Source organism: Bacillus sp. FSL K6-2861 (assembly GCF_038630725.1).
GTDB lineage: Bacteria > Bacillota > Bacilli > Bacillales > Bacillaceae > Bacillus > Bacillus velezensis.
Genome location: NZ_CP152037.1, coordinates 2,107,223 through 2,124,754, shown reverse-complemented (window position 1 = coordinate 2,124,754; position 17,532 = coordinate 2,107,223). Strand labels below are relative to the sequence as shown.

The 17,532-nt window shown below is 47.0% G+C and carries 6 protein-coding genes; all 6 read left to right on the top strand.

What is annotated here, in order from left to right:
• Positions 1 to 160: 160 nt before the first annotated feature.
• The 6 genes from NYE62_RS10450 to bamA all read left to right on the top strand — a co-directional run bounded on the left by NYE62_RS10450 (position 161) and on the right by bamA (position 17,531).
• Positions 161 to 1,597 (top strand): GntP family permease, encoded by a 1,437-nt coding sequence (locus tag NYE62_RS10450; protein WP_064107339.1) that lies wholly within the window; start codon positions 161 to 163, stop codon positions 1,595 to 1,597.
• Positions 1,598 to 1,621: 24 nt separating this feature from the next.
• Positions 1,622 to 2,323, top strand: a complete 702-nt coding sequence (locus NYE62_RS10445; protein ID WP_007410135.1) for a CoA transferase subunit A — start codon at positions 1,622 to 1,624, stop codon at positions 2,321 to 2,323.
• A gap of 17 nt (positions 2,324 to 2,340) precedes the next feature.
• Complete coding sequence (locus tag NYE62_RS10440) at positions 2,341 to 3,003, top strand: CoA transferase subunit B (protein ID WP_007410136.1); 663 nt, start codon at positions 2,341 to 2,343, stop codon at positions 3,001 to 3,003.
• A 12-nt stretch (positions 3,004 to 3,015) separates the two neighbouring features.
• The gene (locus tag NYE62_RS10435; RefSeq protein WP_094032668.1) at positions 3,016 to 3,801 is read left to right on the top strand and encodes a 3-hydroxybutyrate dehydrogenase; all 786 of its coding nucleotides are present in this window, start codon (positions 3,016 to 3,018) and stop codon (positions 3,799 to 3,801) included.
• A gap of 559 nt (positions 3,802 to 4,360) precedes the next feature.
• Complete coding sequence (gene bamD, locus NYE62_RS10430) at positions 4,361 to 5,563, top strand: bacillomycin D biosynthesis malonyl-CoA transacylase BamD (RefSeq protein WP_342496923.1); 1,203 nt, start codon at positions 4,361 to 4,363, stop codon at positions 5,561 to 5,563.
• A gap of 19 nt (positions 5,564 to 5,582) precedes the next feature.
• Positions 5,583 to 17,531, top strand: a complete 11,949-nt coding sequence (bamA, locus tag NYE62_RS10425; RefSeq protein WP_342496922.1) for a bacillomycin D hybrid PKS/NRPS BamA — start codon at positions 5,583 to 5,585, stop codon at positions 17,529 to 17,531.
• Position 17,532: the final 1 nt, after the last annotated feature.

Below are 17,532 nucleotides of genomic sequence, written 5' to 3'. Positions count from 1 at the left end.
TCTAATACAGCAAGAGTCTCCCTTTTTCGCCAAAACGGAACATTCACCATGATGCACATTTTTTCAGCCTCAGAAACTGTGCAAAACCGGCATGTTTTTGCTTTATTTTCTCGATTTTTTGTAAGCGCTTACTAATATTGAGCAGAAAAGAGGGGGATTTGTGGACATTGTTATTATTTTATTGGCATTAGGCATGCTGATGTTTGCGGCTTACCGGGGCTTTTCAGTCATTTTATTCGCCCCGATTTGTGCGCTGTTTGCCGTGCTCCTGACAGATCCAAGCTTCGTACTTCCTTTCTTCTCGAATATATTTATGGAGAAGATGGTAGGATTTATTAAGCTGTATTTTCCCGTATTTCTTTTAGGGGCCGTTTTTGGCAAGGTTGTTGAAATATCCGGGCTCGCCGAGTCGATTGCAAAAACAATCGTCAAGCTTGTGGGAGCAAAAAGAGCCATTCTCGCCATCGTCTTAATGGGTGCGATTTTAACGTACAGCGGCGTCAGTCTCTTCGTAGCGGTGTTTGCCATTTATCCGTTTGCTAAAAACCTATTTATGAAAGCTGATATTCCCAAGCGTCTGATACCCGGTACGATTGCATTGGGCGCCTTTACATTTACAATGGATGCGCTTCCCGGCACACCGCAAATTCAAAATGTCATTCCGACCGCTTTTTTTAAAACAAACATTTATGCCGCTCCCTGGCTCGGACTGATTGGTGCAGCATTTGTGCTTACGGCCGGAATGATTTATTTAGAATCCCGGCGCAAAAAAGCGGCCAATGCCGGAGAAGGCTATGCTGGATTTCAATCTGAAGTTTCCGCTGCAGAGGAATCGTCAGGTCTGGCTAATGAAACACATACGCCTGTTTTACCGCAACCCAGCCCCGCGCGGCAAGTGCTCGCCTTTGTTCCGCTTATCCTTGTGGGAGTCATGAACAAATGCTTCACGATGTGGCTCCCGCATTGGTACCCTGACGGATTTGATTTTGCGCCGCTCGGCTTAGAAGCGTTCGGGAAGATTGACCTTTCCTCCGTCACTGCGATCTGGTCAGTAGAACTCGCACTGTTCATCGGAATCATGACCACGATTTTGTTCGATTGGAAAAAAGTCCTCTTCAATTTGAAAGAAGGACTGAATGAGGGCATCGGGGGTGCCTTGCTGGCGTCGATGAATACAGGAGCCGAATACGGATTTGGCGGCATCATTGCGGCGCTTCCCGGCTTTAAAATGGTCAGCAGCGGCATATCGCAGACGTTTACTGATCCGCTCGTCAACGGAGCGGTGACGACCACTGCGCTTGCCGGGATTACAGGATCGGCATCAGGAGGAATGGGCATCGCTTTAAGCACGATGTCAGCAGCGTATACAGAAGCAATCAATACATTCCACATCCCGCCGGAGGTCATGCACCGGGTGATCTCGATGGCCTCCGGCGGGATGGACACTCTTCCGCATAATGGCGCCGTCATTACGCTGCTCGCGGTCACCGGGTTGACCCACCGCCAATCCTACAGGGATATCTTTGCCATTACCGTCATTAAAACAGCCGCTGTGTTTGTCATCATCGCCATTTACAGTCTGACAGGCCTTGTGTAGCCAAAACAGAAAGGGGAAACGAATATGGGAAAAGGAAAAGTGATGGACTCTTATCAAGATGCTGCTGCACTGATCAAGGACGGAGACACCCTCATCGCAGGAGGCTTCGGCCTGTGCGGCATTCCGGAACAATTAATTCTCGCGATCAGGGACAGCGGCGTAAAAAACTTGACCGTTGTCAGTAATAACTGCGGTGTTGATGATTGGGGGTTAGGCCTCTTGCTTGCAAACCGGCAGATCAAAAAAATGGTCGCATCCTATGTGGGAGAAAACAAAACCTTTGAACGGCAGTTTTTAAGCGGAGAGCTGGAAGTCGAATTGGTGCCCCAAGGAACGCTCGCAGAAAGAATTCGCGCGGGAGGGGCGGGCATTCCGGCGTTTTACACACCTGCGGGCGTCGGAACATCAGTAGCCGAGGGAAAAGAACATAAGACATTTGACGGACGCACCTATCTTCTGGAGAAAGGGATTACAGGGAACGCCGCCATCGTAAAGGCCTGGAAAGCCGATCCTCTGGGCAACCTGATGTTCAGAAAGACGGCGAGAAATTTCAATCCGCTCGCTGCAATGGCAGGCAAAGTGACGATTGCAGAGGCTGAAGAAATCGTCGATGCCGGAGAGCTTGATCCGGATCAAATTCATACGCCGGGTATTTTTGTGCAGCACGTGCTGCTCGGCGGGATTCATGAAAAACGGATTGAACGCCGCACCGTCCGGCAAGCATGATAAAGGAGGCTGACAGAATGAGAGATAGCAGAAAACGAATGATCAAACGGGCTGTAAAGGAAATTAAGGACGGAATGAATGTGAACTTGGGGATAGGGATGCCGACGCTTGTAGCCAATGAGATACCGAATGATTATAACGTCCTGCTTCAGTCTGAAAACGGCTTGCTCGGGATCGGGCCTTATCCGGCGGAAGGAACGGAGGACCCCGATCTGATCAACGCGGGAAAAGAAACCATCACCGAAGTAAAGGGAGCCTCGTATTTTGACAGTGCCGAATCCTTTGCCATGATTCGCGGCGGCCACATTGATGTAGCGATCCTCGGCGGGATGGAAGTGTCCGAACGGGGAGATTTGGCGAACTGGATGATCCCCGGAAAAATGATCAAAGGAATGGGCGGCGCCATGGACTTGGTCCACGGAGCAAAACGGATTATTGTCATTATGGAGCACGTTAATAAATATGGGGAATCTAAAGTGAGAACGGAATGTACGCTGCCTTTAACCGGCAGGCAGGTGGTCGATCGGCTGATCACAGATTTGGCTGTATTCGATTTTCATGATGGCCGTATGACGCTCACCGAACTGCAGGAAGGTGTAACAATGGAGGAGGTCTTTGAGAAAACAGAAGGTCATTTTACTGTCAGCCAGTCGTTAAAAAACGGGGTCAGACCAAAATGAGGAGGTGCCGTCATGCATTCATTGCTTATTGAAAAAACAGCCGTTGTAACAGGAGCAGCCGGAGGAATCGGGCTTGAAATCGCAAAAGAATTCGCCCGTGAAGGAGCAGCCGTCATCATCTCTGATGTAAACGAACAAGCGGGGAAAGAAGCGGCGGCAAGACTGAAAGATGAAGGCTGTGAAGCAATCAGCATCACATGCGATGTAACAAATGAAAAGCAAGTGGCCGACATGCTGCAGACGGTCGAGAAACAATTCGGACGTCTCGATATCCTTGTGAATAATGCGGGCATTCAGCATGTCGCGCCCATCGAGGAATTTCCCACCGAACAGTTTGAACGGCTCATTCGTCTCATGCTGACTGCGCCATTTATCGCAATGAAGCATGCATTTCCCATTATGAAAAAACAGCAATTCGGTCGAATCATTAATATGGCGTCTGTCAACGGACTGATCGGTTTTCACGGGAAAGCGGCATATAACAGCGCCAAGCACGGCGTCATCGGTTTAACGAAAGTCGGCGCACTTGAAGGCGCGGCTGACGGCATTACCGTCAATGCGCTTTGTCCGGGATATGTGGACACTCAGCTTGTCCGCAATCAGTTAAAGGACATTTCCGCAACAAGGAATGTACCGTACGAGCGGGTGCTTGAGGACGTCATCTTTCCGCTCGTTCCCCAAAAACGGCTGCTGTCAGTGAAGGAAATCGCTGATTACGCCGTATTTTTGGCCAGCGACAAAGCAAAAGGGGTCACAGGTCAGGCCGTAGTCATGGATGGCGGGTATACCGCTCAATAGTTCTTATACTTTTTAAAAAAACAGCCGCTCTGAACGGCTGTTTTTTTATGCCTGAAAACCTTGTTCACTCAATAGGCCGATTTACTGCGTCAATCGGTATCCGGGCAGGGTCATTCGCATGTTCTGCGGCGTATTTCGTCCTTGCGGATTTTCCCCATCCAGATCCATCTCTTGCACCGCATTTATAATCAAGCGCAATCAGTTTACAATCTTTCACAGATATACAAATGATTTTTTACAATAAACAGAAAATATGTAATTTCTGACACAATAATGCCAATAGCCCTAAAACATATGAAACATGAAGAGCGCGTCCGAAGTGAAGAAGAGCCGGTAACAGGCTCCACCCCGGCTTTCATCATCTCTCTTTAAGACTGATTTTCGGTGAAATCCCCATGTTTTATTTTATGAATAAATATATCTAATTCGTTTGTGAAAACGAACAATAACTCCTCCGAAAGTATTCTATACACATTTGTTATAATCATGCTAGGATGTTAGATAAAGGGATATTTTGTAGGATATTGTATCCCCTGTTCAATATGATCGGAGGAATCTCATGAACAATCTTGCCTTTTTATTTCCTGGACAAGGGTCTCAATTTGTAGGAATGGGCAAACAATTTTGGAATGATTTTGTGCTCGCAAAGAGATTGTTTGAAGAAGCGAGCGATGCGATCTCCTTGGATGTAAAAAAACTGTGTTTTAACGGAGATATGAATGAATTGACAAAGACAATGAACGCGCAGCCCGCTATTTTAACGGTCAGTGTGATTGCTTTTCAAGTGTATATGCAGGAAATAGGGGTGAAGCCCCGCTTCCTGGCAGGCCATAGCTTAGGCGAATATTCAGCGCTTGTCTGTGCCGGCGCCCTTTCTTTTCAGGATGCCGTTACACTTGTAAGGGAGCGGGGAATTCTTATGCAAAATGCGGATCCCCAGCAGCAGGGGACGATGGCCGCCGTGACACAGCTCTCTCTCCAAACCTTGCAGGAAATATGTTCGAAAGTATCGACGGAAGACTTTCCGGCAGATGTAGCCTGCATGAATTCAGAACAGCAGCATGTGATTTCCGGACACCGGCAAGCTGTGGAACGTGTCATCAAGATGGCGGAGGAAAAGGGTGCGGCATACACTTATTTGAATGTCAGTGCGCCTTTTCACAGTTCGATGATACGATCAGCCTCCGAACAATTCCAGACTGTATTACACCGGTATTCCTTCCGGGATGCCGCATGGCCGATCATTTCAAATGTCACCGCGCGCCCTTACAGCAGCGGAAATTCGATCAGCGAACATCTCAAGCAGCACATAACGATGCCGGTAAGATGGACGGAATCGATGCATTACTTGCTTTTACATGGAGTCACAGAAGTCATCGAAATGGGTCCGAACAATGTCTTAGCCGGTCTGCTGAGAAAAACAACGAATCACATTGTACCTTATCCCTTAGGACAGACATCTGATGTTCCCCCGCTTTCCAATTCAACGGAAAGAAAGAAACATATTGTCCATTTACGCAAAAAACAACTGAATAAATTGATGATTCAATCCGTCATTGCGCGAAATTACAACAAGGATTCAGCGGATTATTCCAATAGGACGACGCCATTATTTACGCAAATCCAAGAGCTGAAAGAGAGAATGAAAAGGCATGAAGACGTGCTTTCAGAACAAGAACTCGAACATTCGATCCATTTATGCAAATTAATTTGTGAAGCTAAACAGCTTCCGGCTTGGGAAGAATTGCGGATTTTAAAATAAAGCGCCCAGGAGGGGACCTATGTATACCAGACAATTCCAAACCTTAGTAGATGTCATTCGGGAAAGAAGCAATATCTCTGATCGCGGGATCCGTTTTATCGAATCCGATAAAAACGAGACGGTTGTCTCTTACCGCCAATTGTTTGAAGAGGCGCAAGGGTATCTTGGCTATTTACAGCATCTCGGCATTAAGCCGAAGCAGGAAATTGTATTTCAAATCCAAGAAAACAAATCATTTGTCGTTGCTTTTTGGGCTTGTATATTAGGAGGAATGATCCCGGTTCCGGTCAGTATCGGAGAAGATGATGACCATAAGCTGAAGGTCTGGCGCATTTGGAATATATTAAATCATCCCTTTCTGATTGCCTCTGAAAAAGTATTGGACAAAATAAAGAAATACGCTGCAGAACACGATTTACAGGATTTCCATCATCAATTAAACGAAAAATCTGACGTCATTCAAGATCAAATCTACGATTACCCCGCTTCGTTTTATGAACCTGATGCGGATGAACTCGCCTTTATCCAATTTTCTTCCGGATCCACAGGAGATCCAAAAGGAGTCATGTTAACGCATCACAACTTAATACATAACACGTGCGCCATTGGGAATGCCCTAGCCATTCATTCGAAAGACTCCTTCTTATCATGGATGCCTTTAACGCATGATATGGGGCTCATCGCCTGCCACCTTGTTCCCTTCATAACCGGAATCAATCAAAATCTAATGCCTACAGAATTATTTATTCGCAGACCTATTCTTTGGATGAAAAAAGCTCATGAACATAAAGCCAGTATTCTATCATCTCCTAATTTCGGGTACAACTACTTCCTTAAATTTCTGAAAAACGAACCAGACTGGGATTTATCCCACATCAAGGTCATCGCAAACGGGGCAGAACCGATATTGCCGGAGCTATGTGACGAATTTTTGAAAAGATGCGCAGCATTCAATCTGAAAAGATCCGCCATTTTGAATGTTTACGGTTTAGCGGAAGCTTCGGTTGGCGCAGCGTTCTCTAAAATAGGTAAAGAATTCGTTCCCGTTTATTTGCATCGTGACTATTTAAATCTTGGTGAAAGAGCTGTAAAAGTCAGCAAAGAGGACCAAAATTGCGCTTCATTCGTCGAGGTGGGACAACCTATTGACTATTGTCAGCTTCGGATCTCCGATGAAACAAATGAAAGAGTAGAAGACGGAATCATCGGCCATATCCAGATCAAAGGAGACAATGTGACGCAAGGGTATTATAACAACCCAGAGAGTACGGAAAAAGCGCTGACTTCTGACGGCTGGGTAAAAACGGGAGACCTCGGATTCATTAGTGAAAGTGGTAACTTAGTCGTAACCGGAAGAGAAAAGGACATTATTTTCGTGAACGGAAAAAATATCTACCCGCACGATATTGAACGGGTCGCGATTGAAATGGAAGAGGTTGACTTAGGAAGGGTTGCCGCCTGCGGTGTATATGATCAAAAGACACAAAGCGGAGAAATCGTGCTCTTTGTTGTTTACAAAAAATCACCTGAAAAATTCGCACCGCTTGTCAAAGAGATAAAAAAGCATTTGTACAAGCGGGGCGGCTGGAGCATAAAAGAAGTCCTTCCGATCCGAAAACTCCCTAAAACAACCAGCGGAAAGGTTAAACGCTACGAACTTGCCAGACAGTATGAGGCAGGGAATTTTTCAACAGAGTCTGCCGCCATCAATGAATGTTTGGAGAGCAGCCCGGAAACATCCGGACAGACACCCATTCATGAGATAGAAACGGAATTGCTGTCTATCTTTTCCGAAGTGCTCAACGGGAAAAAGGTTCACCTCGCTGACAGTTATTTTGATATGGGAGCAAATTCATTACAGTTATCGCAGATTGCCGAGCGCATAGAACAGAAATTCGGACGCGAGCTTGCCGTTTCAGATCTCTTTACGTATCCTTCTATCACTGATTTAGCGGCATATCTGTCTGAAAGCCGGGCTGAAATCAAACAGGACGCGGCAGCGAAACCAAGCCATGTGACACCGAAAGATATCGCCATTATCGGGATGTCGCTCAATGTCCCGGGAGCGTCAACGAAAAGTGATTTTTGGAATCTGCTTGAAAAAGGTGAGCACAGCATTCGAGAATACCCCGAATCCCGGCTGAAAGATGCGGCGGATTATTTAAAGTCCATCCAAAGCGAGTTCAATGAGAGTCAGTTTGTGAAGGGCGGCTATTTAGATGAAATCGACCGCTTTGATTATTCGTTCTTCGGTTTAGCTCCTAAAACGGCTCAGTTTATGGACCCTAACCAAAGACTGTTTTTGCAGTCTGCATGGCATGCGATTGAAGATGCGGGCTATGCCGGCGGCAGCATGAACGGGAGCCGTGTCGGGGTATATGCGGGGTACTCGAAGGTGGGCTACGATTATGAACGTCTCCTTTCTGCGAATTATCCGGAGGAACTTCATCAATATATCGTGGGCAATCTCCCTTCCGTGCTAGCCAGCCGAATCGCTTATTTCTTAAATTTAAAAGGGCCGGCGGTCACAGTGGATACGGCATGCTCCTCATCGCTTGCCGCCGTTCATATGGCATGTAAATCTTTAATATCCGGCGATTGTGAAATGGCTCTTGCCGGCGGTATCCGGACATCGCTCTTGCCGATCTGTATCGGACTTGATATGGAATCTTCGGACGGGTACACGAAAACGTTCAGCAAAGATTCAGACGGCACGGGCACAGGTGAAGGCGCGGCCGCAGTCTTGCTAAAACCTTTGCAGGATGCTGTTCGCGACGGAGACCATATTTACGGCGTAATCAAGGGAAGCGCGCTGAATCAAGACGGAACAACCGCCGGGATTACAGCACCGAATCCGGCAGCTCAGACTGAGGTCATTGAAACGGCTTGGAAAGACGCGGGCATTGCCCCTGAAACACTGTCTTTCATCGAAGCGCATGGCACCGGAACGAAGCTCGGTGATCCGGTTGAATTTAACGGACTTTGTAAAGCGTTTGAAAAGTATACGGCAAAAAAACAATTTTGTGCGATTGGTTCTGTTAAATCGAACATCGGTCATTTGTTTGAAGCGGCAGGCATCGTCGGGCTGATCAAATCTGTCCTCATGCTGAATCACAAGAAAAATCCGCCGTTAGTGCACTTTAATGAACCTAATCCGCTCATTCATTTTCACTCATCACCATTTTATGTGAATCAGGAAGCTGCAGCGTTCACATCCGGTGATGAGCCGCTGCGAGGCGGAATCAGCTCGTTCGGTTTTAGCGGAACGAACGCTCATGTGGTATTGGAAGAATATATTTCTCAAAGTGAGTATGCACCCGAGGATGAACATGGGCCGCACCTATTTGTTTTATCCGCTCATACTGAAAAATCACTCTATGAACTCGCACAGCAGTACCGGCAATATGTATCGGATGACAGCCAAGCTTCATTAAAGTCCATTTGCTATACAGCAAGTACGGGCAGGGCTCATTTGGATCATGGCATTGCCATGATTGTATCCGGTAAACAAGAACTATCGGATAAGCTGACCCGCCTGATTCAGGGAGACAGAAACCTTCCCGGTGTATACATCGGTTACAAGAATATGAAGGAAATGCTGCCTGCTCATAAAGAAGAGCTGAATCAACAAGCAGCCGCTCTGATTAAGCAGCGTTTACGTACGCAAGATGAACGGATCACATGGCTGAATCGCGCAGCCGAATTATTTGTGCAAGGAGCCGTTATCGATTGGCGCGCGCTTTATTCCGGTGAAACTGTACAAAAGACGCCATTGCCCCTGTATCCGTTTGAACGGAGCCGATGCTGGGCTGAAGCTGACCAATTGCGCTTAAACGAGGGCGAAAAGAAAGGAGGAGCAGCATTGAATATCAATCAATCGAAAGCGCACATTGAATCCTTCCTGAAAACTGTAATCAGCAACGCTTCAGGGATCAGAGCGGAGGAACTCGATCTGAATGCTCATTTTATCGGGCTCGGAATGGATTCTATCATGCTGTCACAGGTCAAAAAAGCCATTGCGGACGAATTTGGGGTAGACATCCCGATGGATCGTTTTTTTGATACGATGAACAACCTTCAAAGTGTCATAGATTACTTGGCTGAGACCGTTCCATCGTCCTTTGCATCCGCTCCCCCTCAAGAGAATGTTCCGGCGCAGGAAATACAGGTCATTTCAGAAGCGCAGTCTGAATCGGATCGCAGAGAAGGTCATCAAGAGCATATGCTCGAAAAAATAATCGCTTCTCAGAATCAATTAATTCAGGATACCTTGCAAGCTCAATTAAATAGTTTTAATTTGTTGAGAAACAGCGGACATCATTCCGATGAGAAAGAATACGCTAAAGCGCAAAAGAAATCAATTCCTTCTGTCGAGCAGGGGCCTCCGACCGTCACTGCAGAAAAGAAAGCGGCTCAAGAAGCGAAACCCTATGTTCCTTTTCAGCCTCAGAACCTGAATGATCAGGGACACTATACCGCACGGCAAAAACAATACTTAGAAGATTTCATCAAGAAATACGCCGATAAAACGAAAGGTTCCAAACAATATACGGACAACACCCGATTTGCTCATGCAAACAACCGCAATTTGTCCAGCTTCCGTTCGTATTGGAAGGAAATCGTATACCCGATTATCGCCGAACGTTCTGACGGTTCTAAAATGTGGGATATTGACGGAAATGAATATATCGATATCACCATGGGATTCGGGGTTAACCTTTTCGGGCATCATCCTTCCTTTATTACACAGGTTATCGATGATTCAACCCGTTCATCATTGCCTCCGCTCGGCCCGATGTCAGATGTCGCCGGTGAAGTTGCCGACCGGATCCGCACATGTACCGGAGTGGAAAGGGTCGCTTTCTATAATTCAGGAACAGAGGCCGTCATGGTTGCCCTGCGTTTGGCGCGGGCGGCAACAGGAAGAAAGAAAGTCGTGGCGTTCTCCGGATCTTATCACGGCACGTTTGACGGCGTATTAGGGGTTGCCGGCACAAAAGGCGGGGCTGCGTCTGCGAATCCGCTGGCTCCGGGCATACTGCAGAGCTTTATGGATGATTTGATTATTTTACATTACAACAATCCCGATTCGCTGGACGTGATCCGCAGTCTTGGTGATGAATTGGCAGCCGTACTGGTGGAACCGGTACAAAGCCGCAGACCGGATTTGCAGCCGCAGGCATTTTTGAAAGAATTGCGGGCGATCACGCAGCAATCCGGAACAGCTCTGATTATGGATGAAATTATTACCGGATTTCGGATCGGTCTTGGCGGCGCACAGGAATGGTTCGGCATTCAGGCTGATTTAGTGACCTACGGAAAAATCATCGGCGGCGGACAGCCGTTAGGGGTAGTTGCCGGAAAAGCTGAGTTCATGAATGCGATCGACGGGGGTACCTGGCAGTATGGGGACGATTCCTACCCGCAAGACGAGGCGAAACGCACGTTTGTGGCCGGCACCTTCAATACCCACCCGCTTACCATGAGGATGTCATTAGCCGTCCTTCGCCATTTACAAACCGAAGGAGAACATCTGTATGAGCAGCTTAATCAAAAAACAGCCTACCTGGTCGATGAGCTGAATCGCTGCTTCGAACAAGCGCAAGTGCCTATCCGCATGGTTCGATTCGGTTCTTTATTCCGGTTTGTCTCATCGCTTGATAATGACTTGTTCTTTTACCATCTCAACTATAAAGGGGTCTATGTATGGGAGGGACGCAACTGCTTCTTGTCTGCGGCGCATACCGCGGATGATATCGAAAATATTATTCAAGCGGTGAAAGACACGGTGGAGGATCTTCGCCGAGGCGGATTTATTCCGGAAGGCCCGGATTCCCCTGATGGCGGAGGCCGTAAAAAGTCCGGGACGCGCGAGCTTTCACCTGAACAAAAGCAGTTGGTTATGGCATCCCATTACGGGAATGAAGCTTCCGCCGCTTTAAACCAGTCCATTATGCTGAAAGTGAAGGGCGAACTGCAGTATACATCATTAAAACAAGCCGTCCGGCATATCGTTGACCGTCATGAAGCTTTACGTACGGTGATTCATCCCGATGACGAGGTACAGCAAGTGCAGGAACGGATGAATATAGAAATATCTGTCATTGATTTTACCGGTCACCCGCATGAACATCGGGAGCCGGAAATCCAAAAATGGCTGACAGAAGATGCCAAGCGGCCGTTTCATTTCCATGAACAAAAACCTTTGTTTAGAATCCATGTGCTTACATCGGCTCACAATGAACATCTGATTGTGCTCACGTTCCATCATATCATTGCCGATGGATGGTCAATCGCCGTTTTTGTTCAAGAACTGGAGAGCAACTACGCGGCAATCGTACAAGGAAAACCGATTTCGCCGAAAGAGGCAGATGTTTCGTTTCGCCAATACTTAGACTGGCAGCAGGCACAGATTGACAGCGGCCATTATGAAGAAGGGGTCCGTTATTGGCGGCGTCATTTCTCTGAACCGATACAGCAGCCAATTCTGCCAAGCACAGATTCTGTCCGTTATCCGAACGGGTATGAGGGAGACCGGTGTACCGTCAGGCTTGGACGGCCATTGAGCGAGGCTTTAAGGTCATTAAGCATTCAGATGAAAAATAGCGTATTTGTGACGATGCTGGGTGCATTTCATCTTTTTCTGCACCGGCTTACCAAACAGTCAGGCCTTGTGATCGGGGTCCCCGCAGCAGGTCAATCGCATATGAAACAGCATGATCTGATTGGAAATTGCGTCAATATGATTCCGGTGAAGAACACGTCTTCTTCAGAAAGCACTTTATCCGGTTATCTTGGCAGTATGAAAGAAAGCGTGAATCTTGCAATGCGGCACCAAGCCGTCCCGATGACACTGGTGGCCAGAGAGCTTCCGCACGATCAAGTGCCGGATATGCGTATTATCTTTAATTTAGACAGGCCTTTTCGAAAGCTGCATTTCGGAAAGGCGGAGGCGGAGCCCGTTGCATACCCGGTAAAATGCACCCTATACGATTTATTTCTGAACATAACAGACGCGCATCAAGAATATGTTCTTGATTTCGACTTTAATACGAACGTCGTCAGTCCGGAAATCATGAAAAAGTGGGGAGCGGGTTTTACAAAATTGCTGCAAAAAATGGTTGAGGGAGATTCAATCCCTCTTGACGCCATGATGATGTTTTCCGATGAAGAACAGCATGATTTACAAGCACTTTACGCCGAACACCAGAAGCGGATCTCTTCAATAGGAAGCAATACGGCAAATTTTACTGAAGCCTATGAGGCGCCGGTAAATGAAACGGAACGGCAGCTGGCGCGGATTTGGGAGGAACTTTTCGGCCTTGAACGGGTTGGCAGATCAGATCGCTTCCTGGCTCTGGGGGGAAACTCACTCCAGGCAACGCTTATGCTTTCCAAAGTTCAGAAGACATTTCATCAAAAGGTTTCCATTGGACAATTTTTCAATCACCAGACTGTTAAGGAATTAGCACGTTTCATTCAGAACGAAACGAAAGTCGTGCACCTCCCAATGAAGGCTGCCGAGAAAAAAGCGTATTACCCGACATCGCCGGCACAGCAAAGAGTATATTTCCTGCACCAGCTGGAAACGGATCAGCTGGCGCAAAATATGTTCGGCCACATATCAATAACAGGGAAGTACGATGAGCAAGCCCTGATCTCATCTCTTCAACAAGTGATGCAGCGGCACGAAGCGTTTCGCACGTATTTCGACATTATAGATGGCGATATCGTTCAGAAACTTGAAAACGAAGTTGATTTTAACGTTCATGTCCGGACAATGAGCCGGGATGAATTTGATGCCTATTCAGACCGGTTTGTAAAACCGTTCCGCCTGGACCAAGCTCCGTTAGTTCGTGCGGAGCTGATCAAGATTGAAAACGAGCAGGCCGAACTGCTCATCGATATGCATCATATCATTTCGGACGGTTATTCCGTCAACATCCTTACAAATGAATTGCTGGCTTTATATCATCAGAAACCATTACCGGACATTGAATTTGAATATAAAGATTTCGCAGAATGGCAAAACCAACGGCTGAATGAGGATGCCATGAAGCGGCAGGAGACATATTGGCTGGAACAATTTCAAGACGAAATTCCCATTCTCGACCTGCCGACAGACGGTTCAATAGCGGCAGAACGGTCTTCTGAGGGACAGCGTGTGACATGCTCCTTACAGCCGGATGTCATCCGTTCGCTTCAAGATTTGGCGCAAAAGGCGGAAACGACTCTCTATACGGTGCTTCTGGCCGCCTATAATGTGCTGCTTCATAAATATACGGGACAAGAAGACATTGTCGTAGGCACGCCTGCTTCAGGAAGAAATCATCCGGATATCGAAAAGATCATCGGTATTTTCATACAAACCATTGGAATCCGGACGAAGCCGCACGCCAATAGAACGTTTACGGATTATCTGGAAGAAGTAAAGCGGCAGACGCTTGACGCTTTCGAAAACCAAGACTATCCATTCGACCGGCTTGTGGAGAAATTAAATGTACAGCGGGAAACAACCGGAAAGTCTCTGTTTAATACGATGTTTGTGTTTCAAAACATTGAATTTCATGAAATCCGGCACAATGAATGTACATTTAAAGTGAAAGAACGAAATCCAGGGGTCTCTTTATATGATTTGATGCTCACGATCGAAGATGCCGGTCAACAGATAGAGATGCATTTTGATTATAAACCGGGACGATTCACAAAAGACACCATTGAACAGATCACCAGACACTATACCGCCATTTTAAACAGCCTTGCTGAGCAGCCGGAGATGACATTGTCTTCTGTTCCTATGCTGTCTGAAACCGAACGGCATCAACTGCTGACGGAGTGTAATGGCACAAAGACGCCGTATCCGCATAAGGAAACGGTATATCGGTGGTTTGAAATGCAGGCGGAACAGAGTCCCGATCATGAAGCCGTTATTTTTGGCAATGAGCGGTATACGTACAGACAGCTCAATGAACGGGCGAACCGATTGGCGCGGACGTTACGGACAAAAGGCGTACAAGCGGATCAATTCGTTGCCATCATCTGCCCGCATCGGATCGAGCTGATTGTCGGAATTTTGGCTGTTCTGAAAGCCGGCGGCGCATACGTGCCCATTGATCCTGAATATCCGGAAGATCGGATCCAATATATGCTGAGAGATTCAAGAGCGGAGGTTGTGTTGACACAGCGCAGCCTGCTGGATCAATTACCGTATGATGGTGACATTGTGCTTTTGGATGAGGAAAACTCATACCATGAGGAGCACTCGAATCTTGAATCGGACAGCGATGCGCATGATTTGGCCTACATGATCTATACGTCAGGTTCGACGGGAAATCCAAAAGGTGTACTCATTGAGCATCAGGGGCTGGCTGATTATATTTGGTGGGCGAAAGAGGTTTATGTAAGAGGTGAGAAAACCAACTTTCCATTATACTCTTCCATCTCTTTCGATCTGACTGTGACCTCGATATTTACACCGCTGGTTACGGGAAATACCATCATTGTCTTTGACGGCGAAGACAAAAGCGCTGTGCTTTCTGAGATTATGCGGGACTCAAGAATAGACATGATCAAATTGACCCCGGCACATCTGCACGTCATCAAGGAGATGAATATCGCTGGCGGCACCGCCATACGGAAAATGATTGTCGGCGGAGAAAATTTAAGCACCCGTCTGGCCAAAAGTGTCAGCGAGCAGTTTAAAGGCCGGCTGGACATTTTCAATGAATACGGACCGACGGAAGCTGTCGTCGGATGTATGATTTATCACTTCGACGCAGAACGGGACAAGCGGGAATTTGTACCGATCGGCACTCCTGCTCTCAACACGGATATTTATGTGGCCGATGCAAGCAGAAACCTGGTTCCGATCGGGGTAATCGGCGAAATATATATCAGCGGACCGGGTGTTGCCAGAGGGTATTGGAACCGCCCGGATTTAACGGAAGAGAAATTTGTTGAAAACCCGTATGTCCCGGGAGCGAAAATGTACAAATCAGGGGATTTGGCTAAGCGATTGAAGGACGGAAATCTTGTATATATTGGGCGCGTTGATGAACAAGTCAAAATCAGGGGACACCGAATCGAGCTTGGTGAAATTGAAGCAGCAATGCATAACGCGGAAGCGGTGCAAAAAGCCGCGGTAACAGTGAAAGAAGAAGAAGACGGCTTAAAACAATTATGCGCGTATTACGTAAGCGACAAGCCTATAGCGGCTGCGCAGCTTAGGGAACAATTGTCATCGAAGCTTCCGGACTACATGGTTCCGTCCTATTTTGTCCGTCTGGAGCATATGCCGTTAACATCCAACGGGAAAATAAACCGTAAGGCACTGCCTGCACCAGAAGCGAGTCTGCAGCAGACAGCTGAATATGTTCCGCCGGGTAATGAGACGGAGTCCAAACTTACAGATTTATGGAAGGAAGTGCTCGGAATAAGCCATGCGGGGATCAAACATAATTTCTTTGATCTCGGAGGCAACTCCATCCGAGCGGCAGCCTTAGCCGCCAGAATTCACAAAGAGCTGGATGTGAATCTGTCTCTCAAAGACATATTCAAGTTTCCTACCATTGAACAATTGGCTGACAAGGCGTTACACATGGACAAAAATCGATATGTACCGATTCCGGCTGCAAAGGAAATGCCATATTATCCGGTTTCTTCAGCTCAGAGGCGGATGTATTTATTAAGTCACACAGAAGGCGGCGAGCTGACTTACAATATGACGGGTGCCATGAAAGTGGAAGGGACGATCGATCCCGAACGGTTAAACGCCGCTTTCCGAAAATTAATCGCGCGTCATGAAGCGTTGCGTACCAGCTTTGATTTATATGAAGGCGAGCCGGCACAGCGTATTCATCAGAACGTCGACTTTACGATAGAACGAATTCAAGCAAGCGAAGAAGAAGCGGAAAACCGTGTGCTTGATTTCATCAAAGCGTTTGACTTAGCCAAGCCGCCGCTGATGCGGGCCGGACTGATTGAAATTGAACCTGCGCGGCACGTGCTTGTGGTTGATATGCATCATATCATTTCTGACGGCGTGTCCGTCAATATTCTGATGAAAGATTTAAGCCGAATCTACGAGGGGAACGAACCGGGCCCGCTCTCTATTCAATATAAAGACTTTGCAGTTTGGCAGCAATCGGACATTCAGAAACGGAACATCAAGAGCCAGGAAGCGTATTGGCTGGATCAGTTTCACGGTGATATTCCTCTACTGGATATGCCTGCGGATTATGAGCGACCTGCCATACGCGATTACGAAGGCGAATCATTTGAATTTCTTATACCCGAACACTTGAAACAGCGTTTAAGCCAAATGGAAGAAGACACAGGAGCAACACTGTATATGATTTTATTGGCAGCCTATACGATTCTTTTATCCAAATACAGCGGACAAGAAGATATTATCGTAGGAACGCCATCTGCCGGGCGGACTCATCTGGATGTAGAGCCGGTCGTGGGAATGTTCGTCAATACGTTAGTCATTCGCAATCACCCGGCGGGCCGTAAAACATTTGATGCCTACTTAAATGAAGTAAAAGAAAACATGCTGAACGCCTATAAAAATCAAGACTATCCGTTGGAAGAATTAATTCAGCATCTGCATCTTCCAAAAGATTCAAGCCGCAATCCTTTATTCGATACGATGTTTGTGCTGCAAAATCTTGATCATGCTGAATTGACTTTCGATTCCCTTCAACTCAAGCCGTATCCATTTCATCATCCGGTTGCCAAATTCGATTTGACCTTGTCGATTCAGGCGGACCGCGACAACTATCACGGACTGTTTGAATATTCGAAAAAACTGTTTAAGAAAAGCAGAATCGAGGTTTTATCAAACGACTACTTACACATCCTATCGGCGATTTTGGAACAGCCAAGCATTCTAATCGAACATATCGGATTGAGCGGCAGCAATGAGGAAGAAGAGAACGCGCTTGATTCTATTCAATTGAACTTTTAGG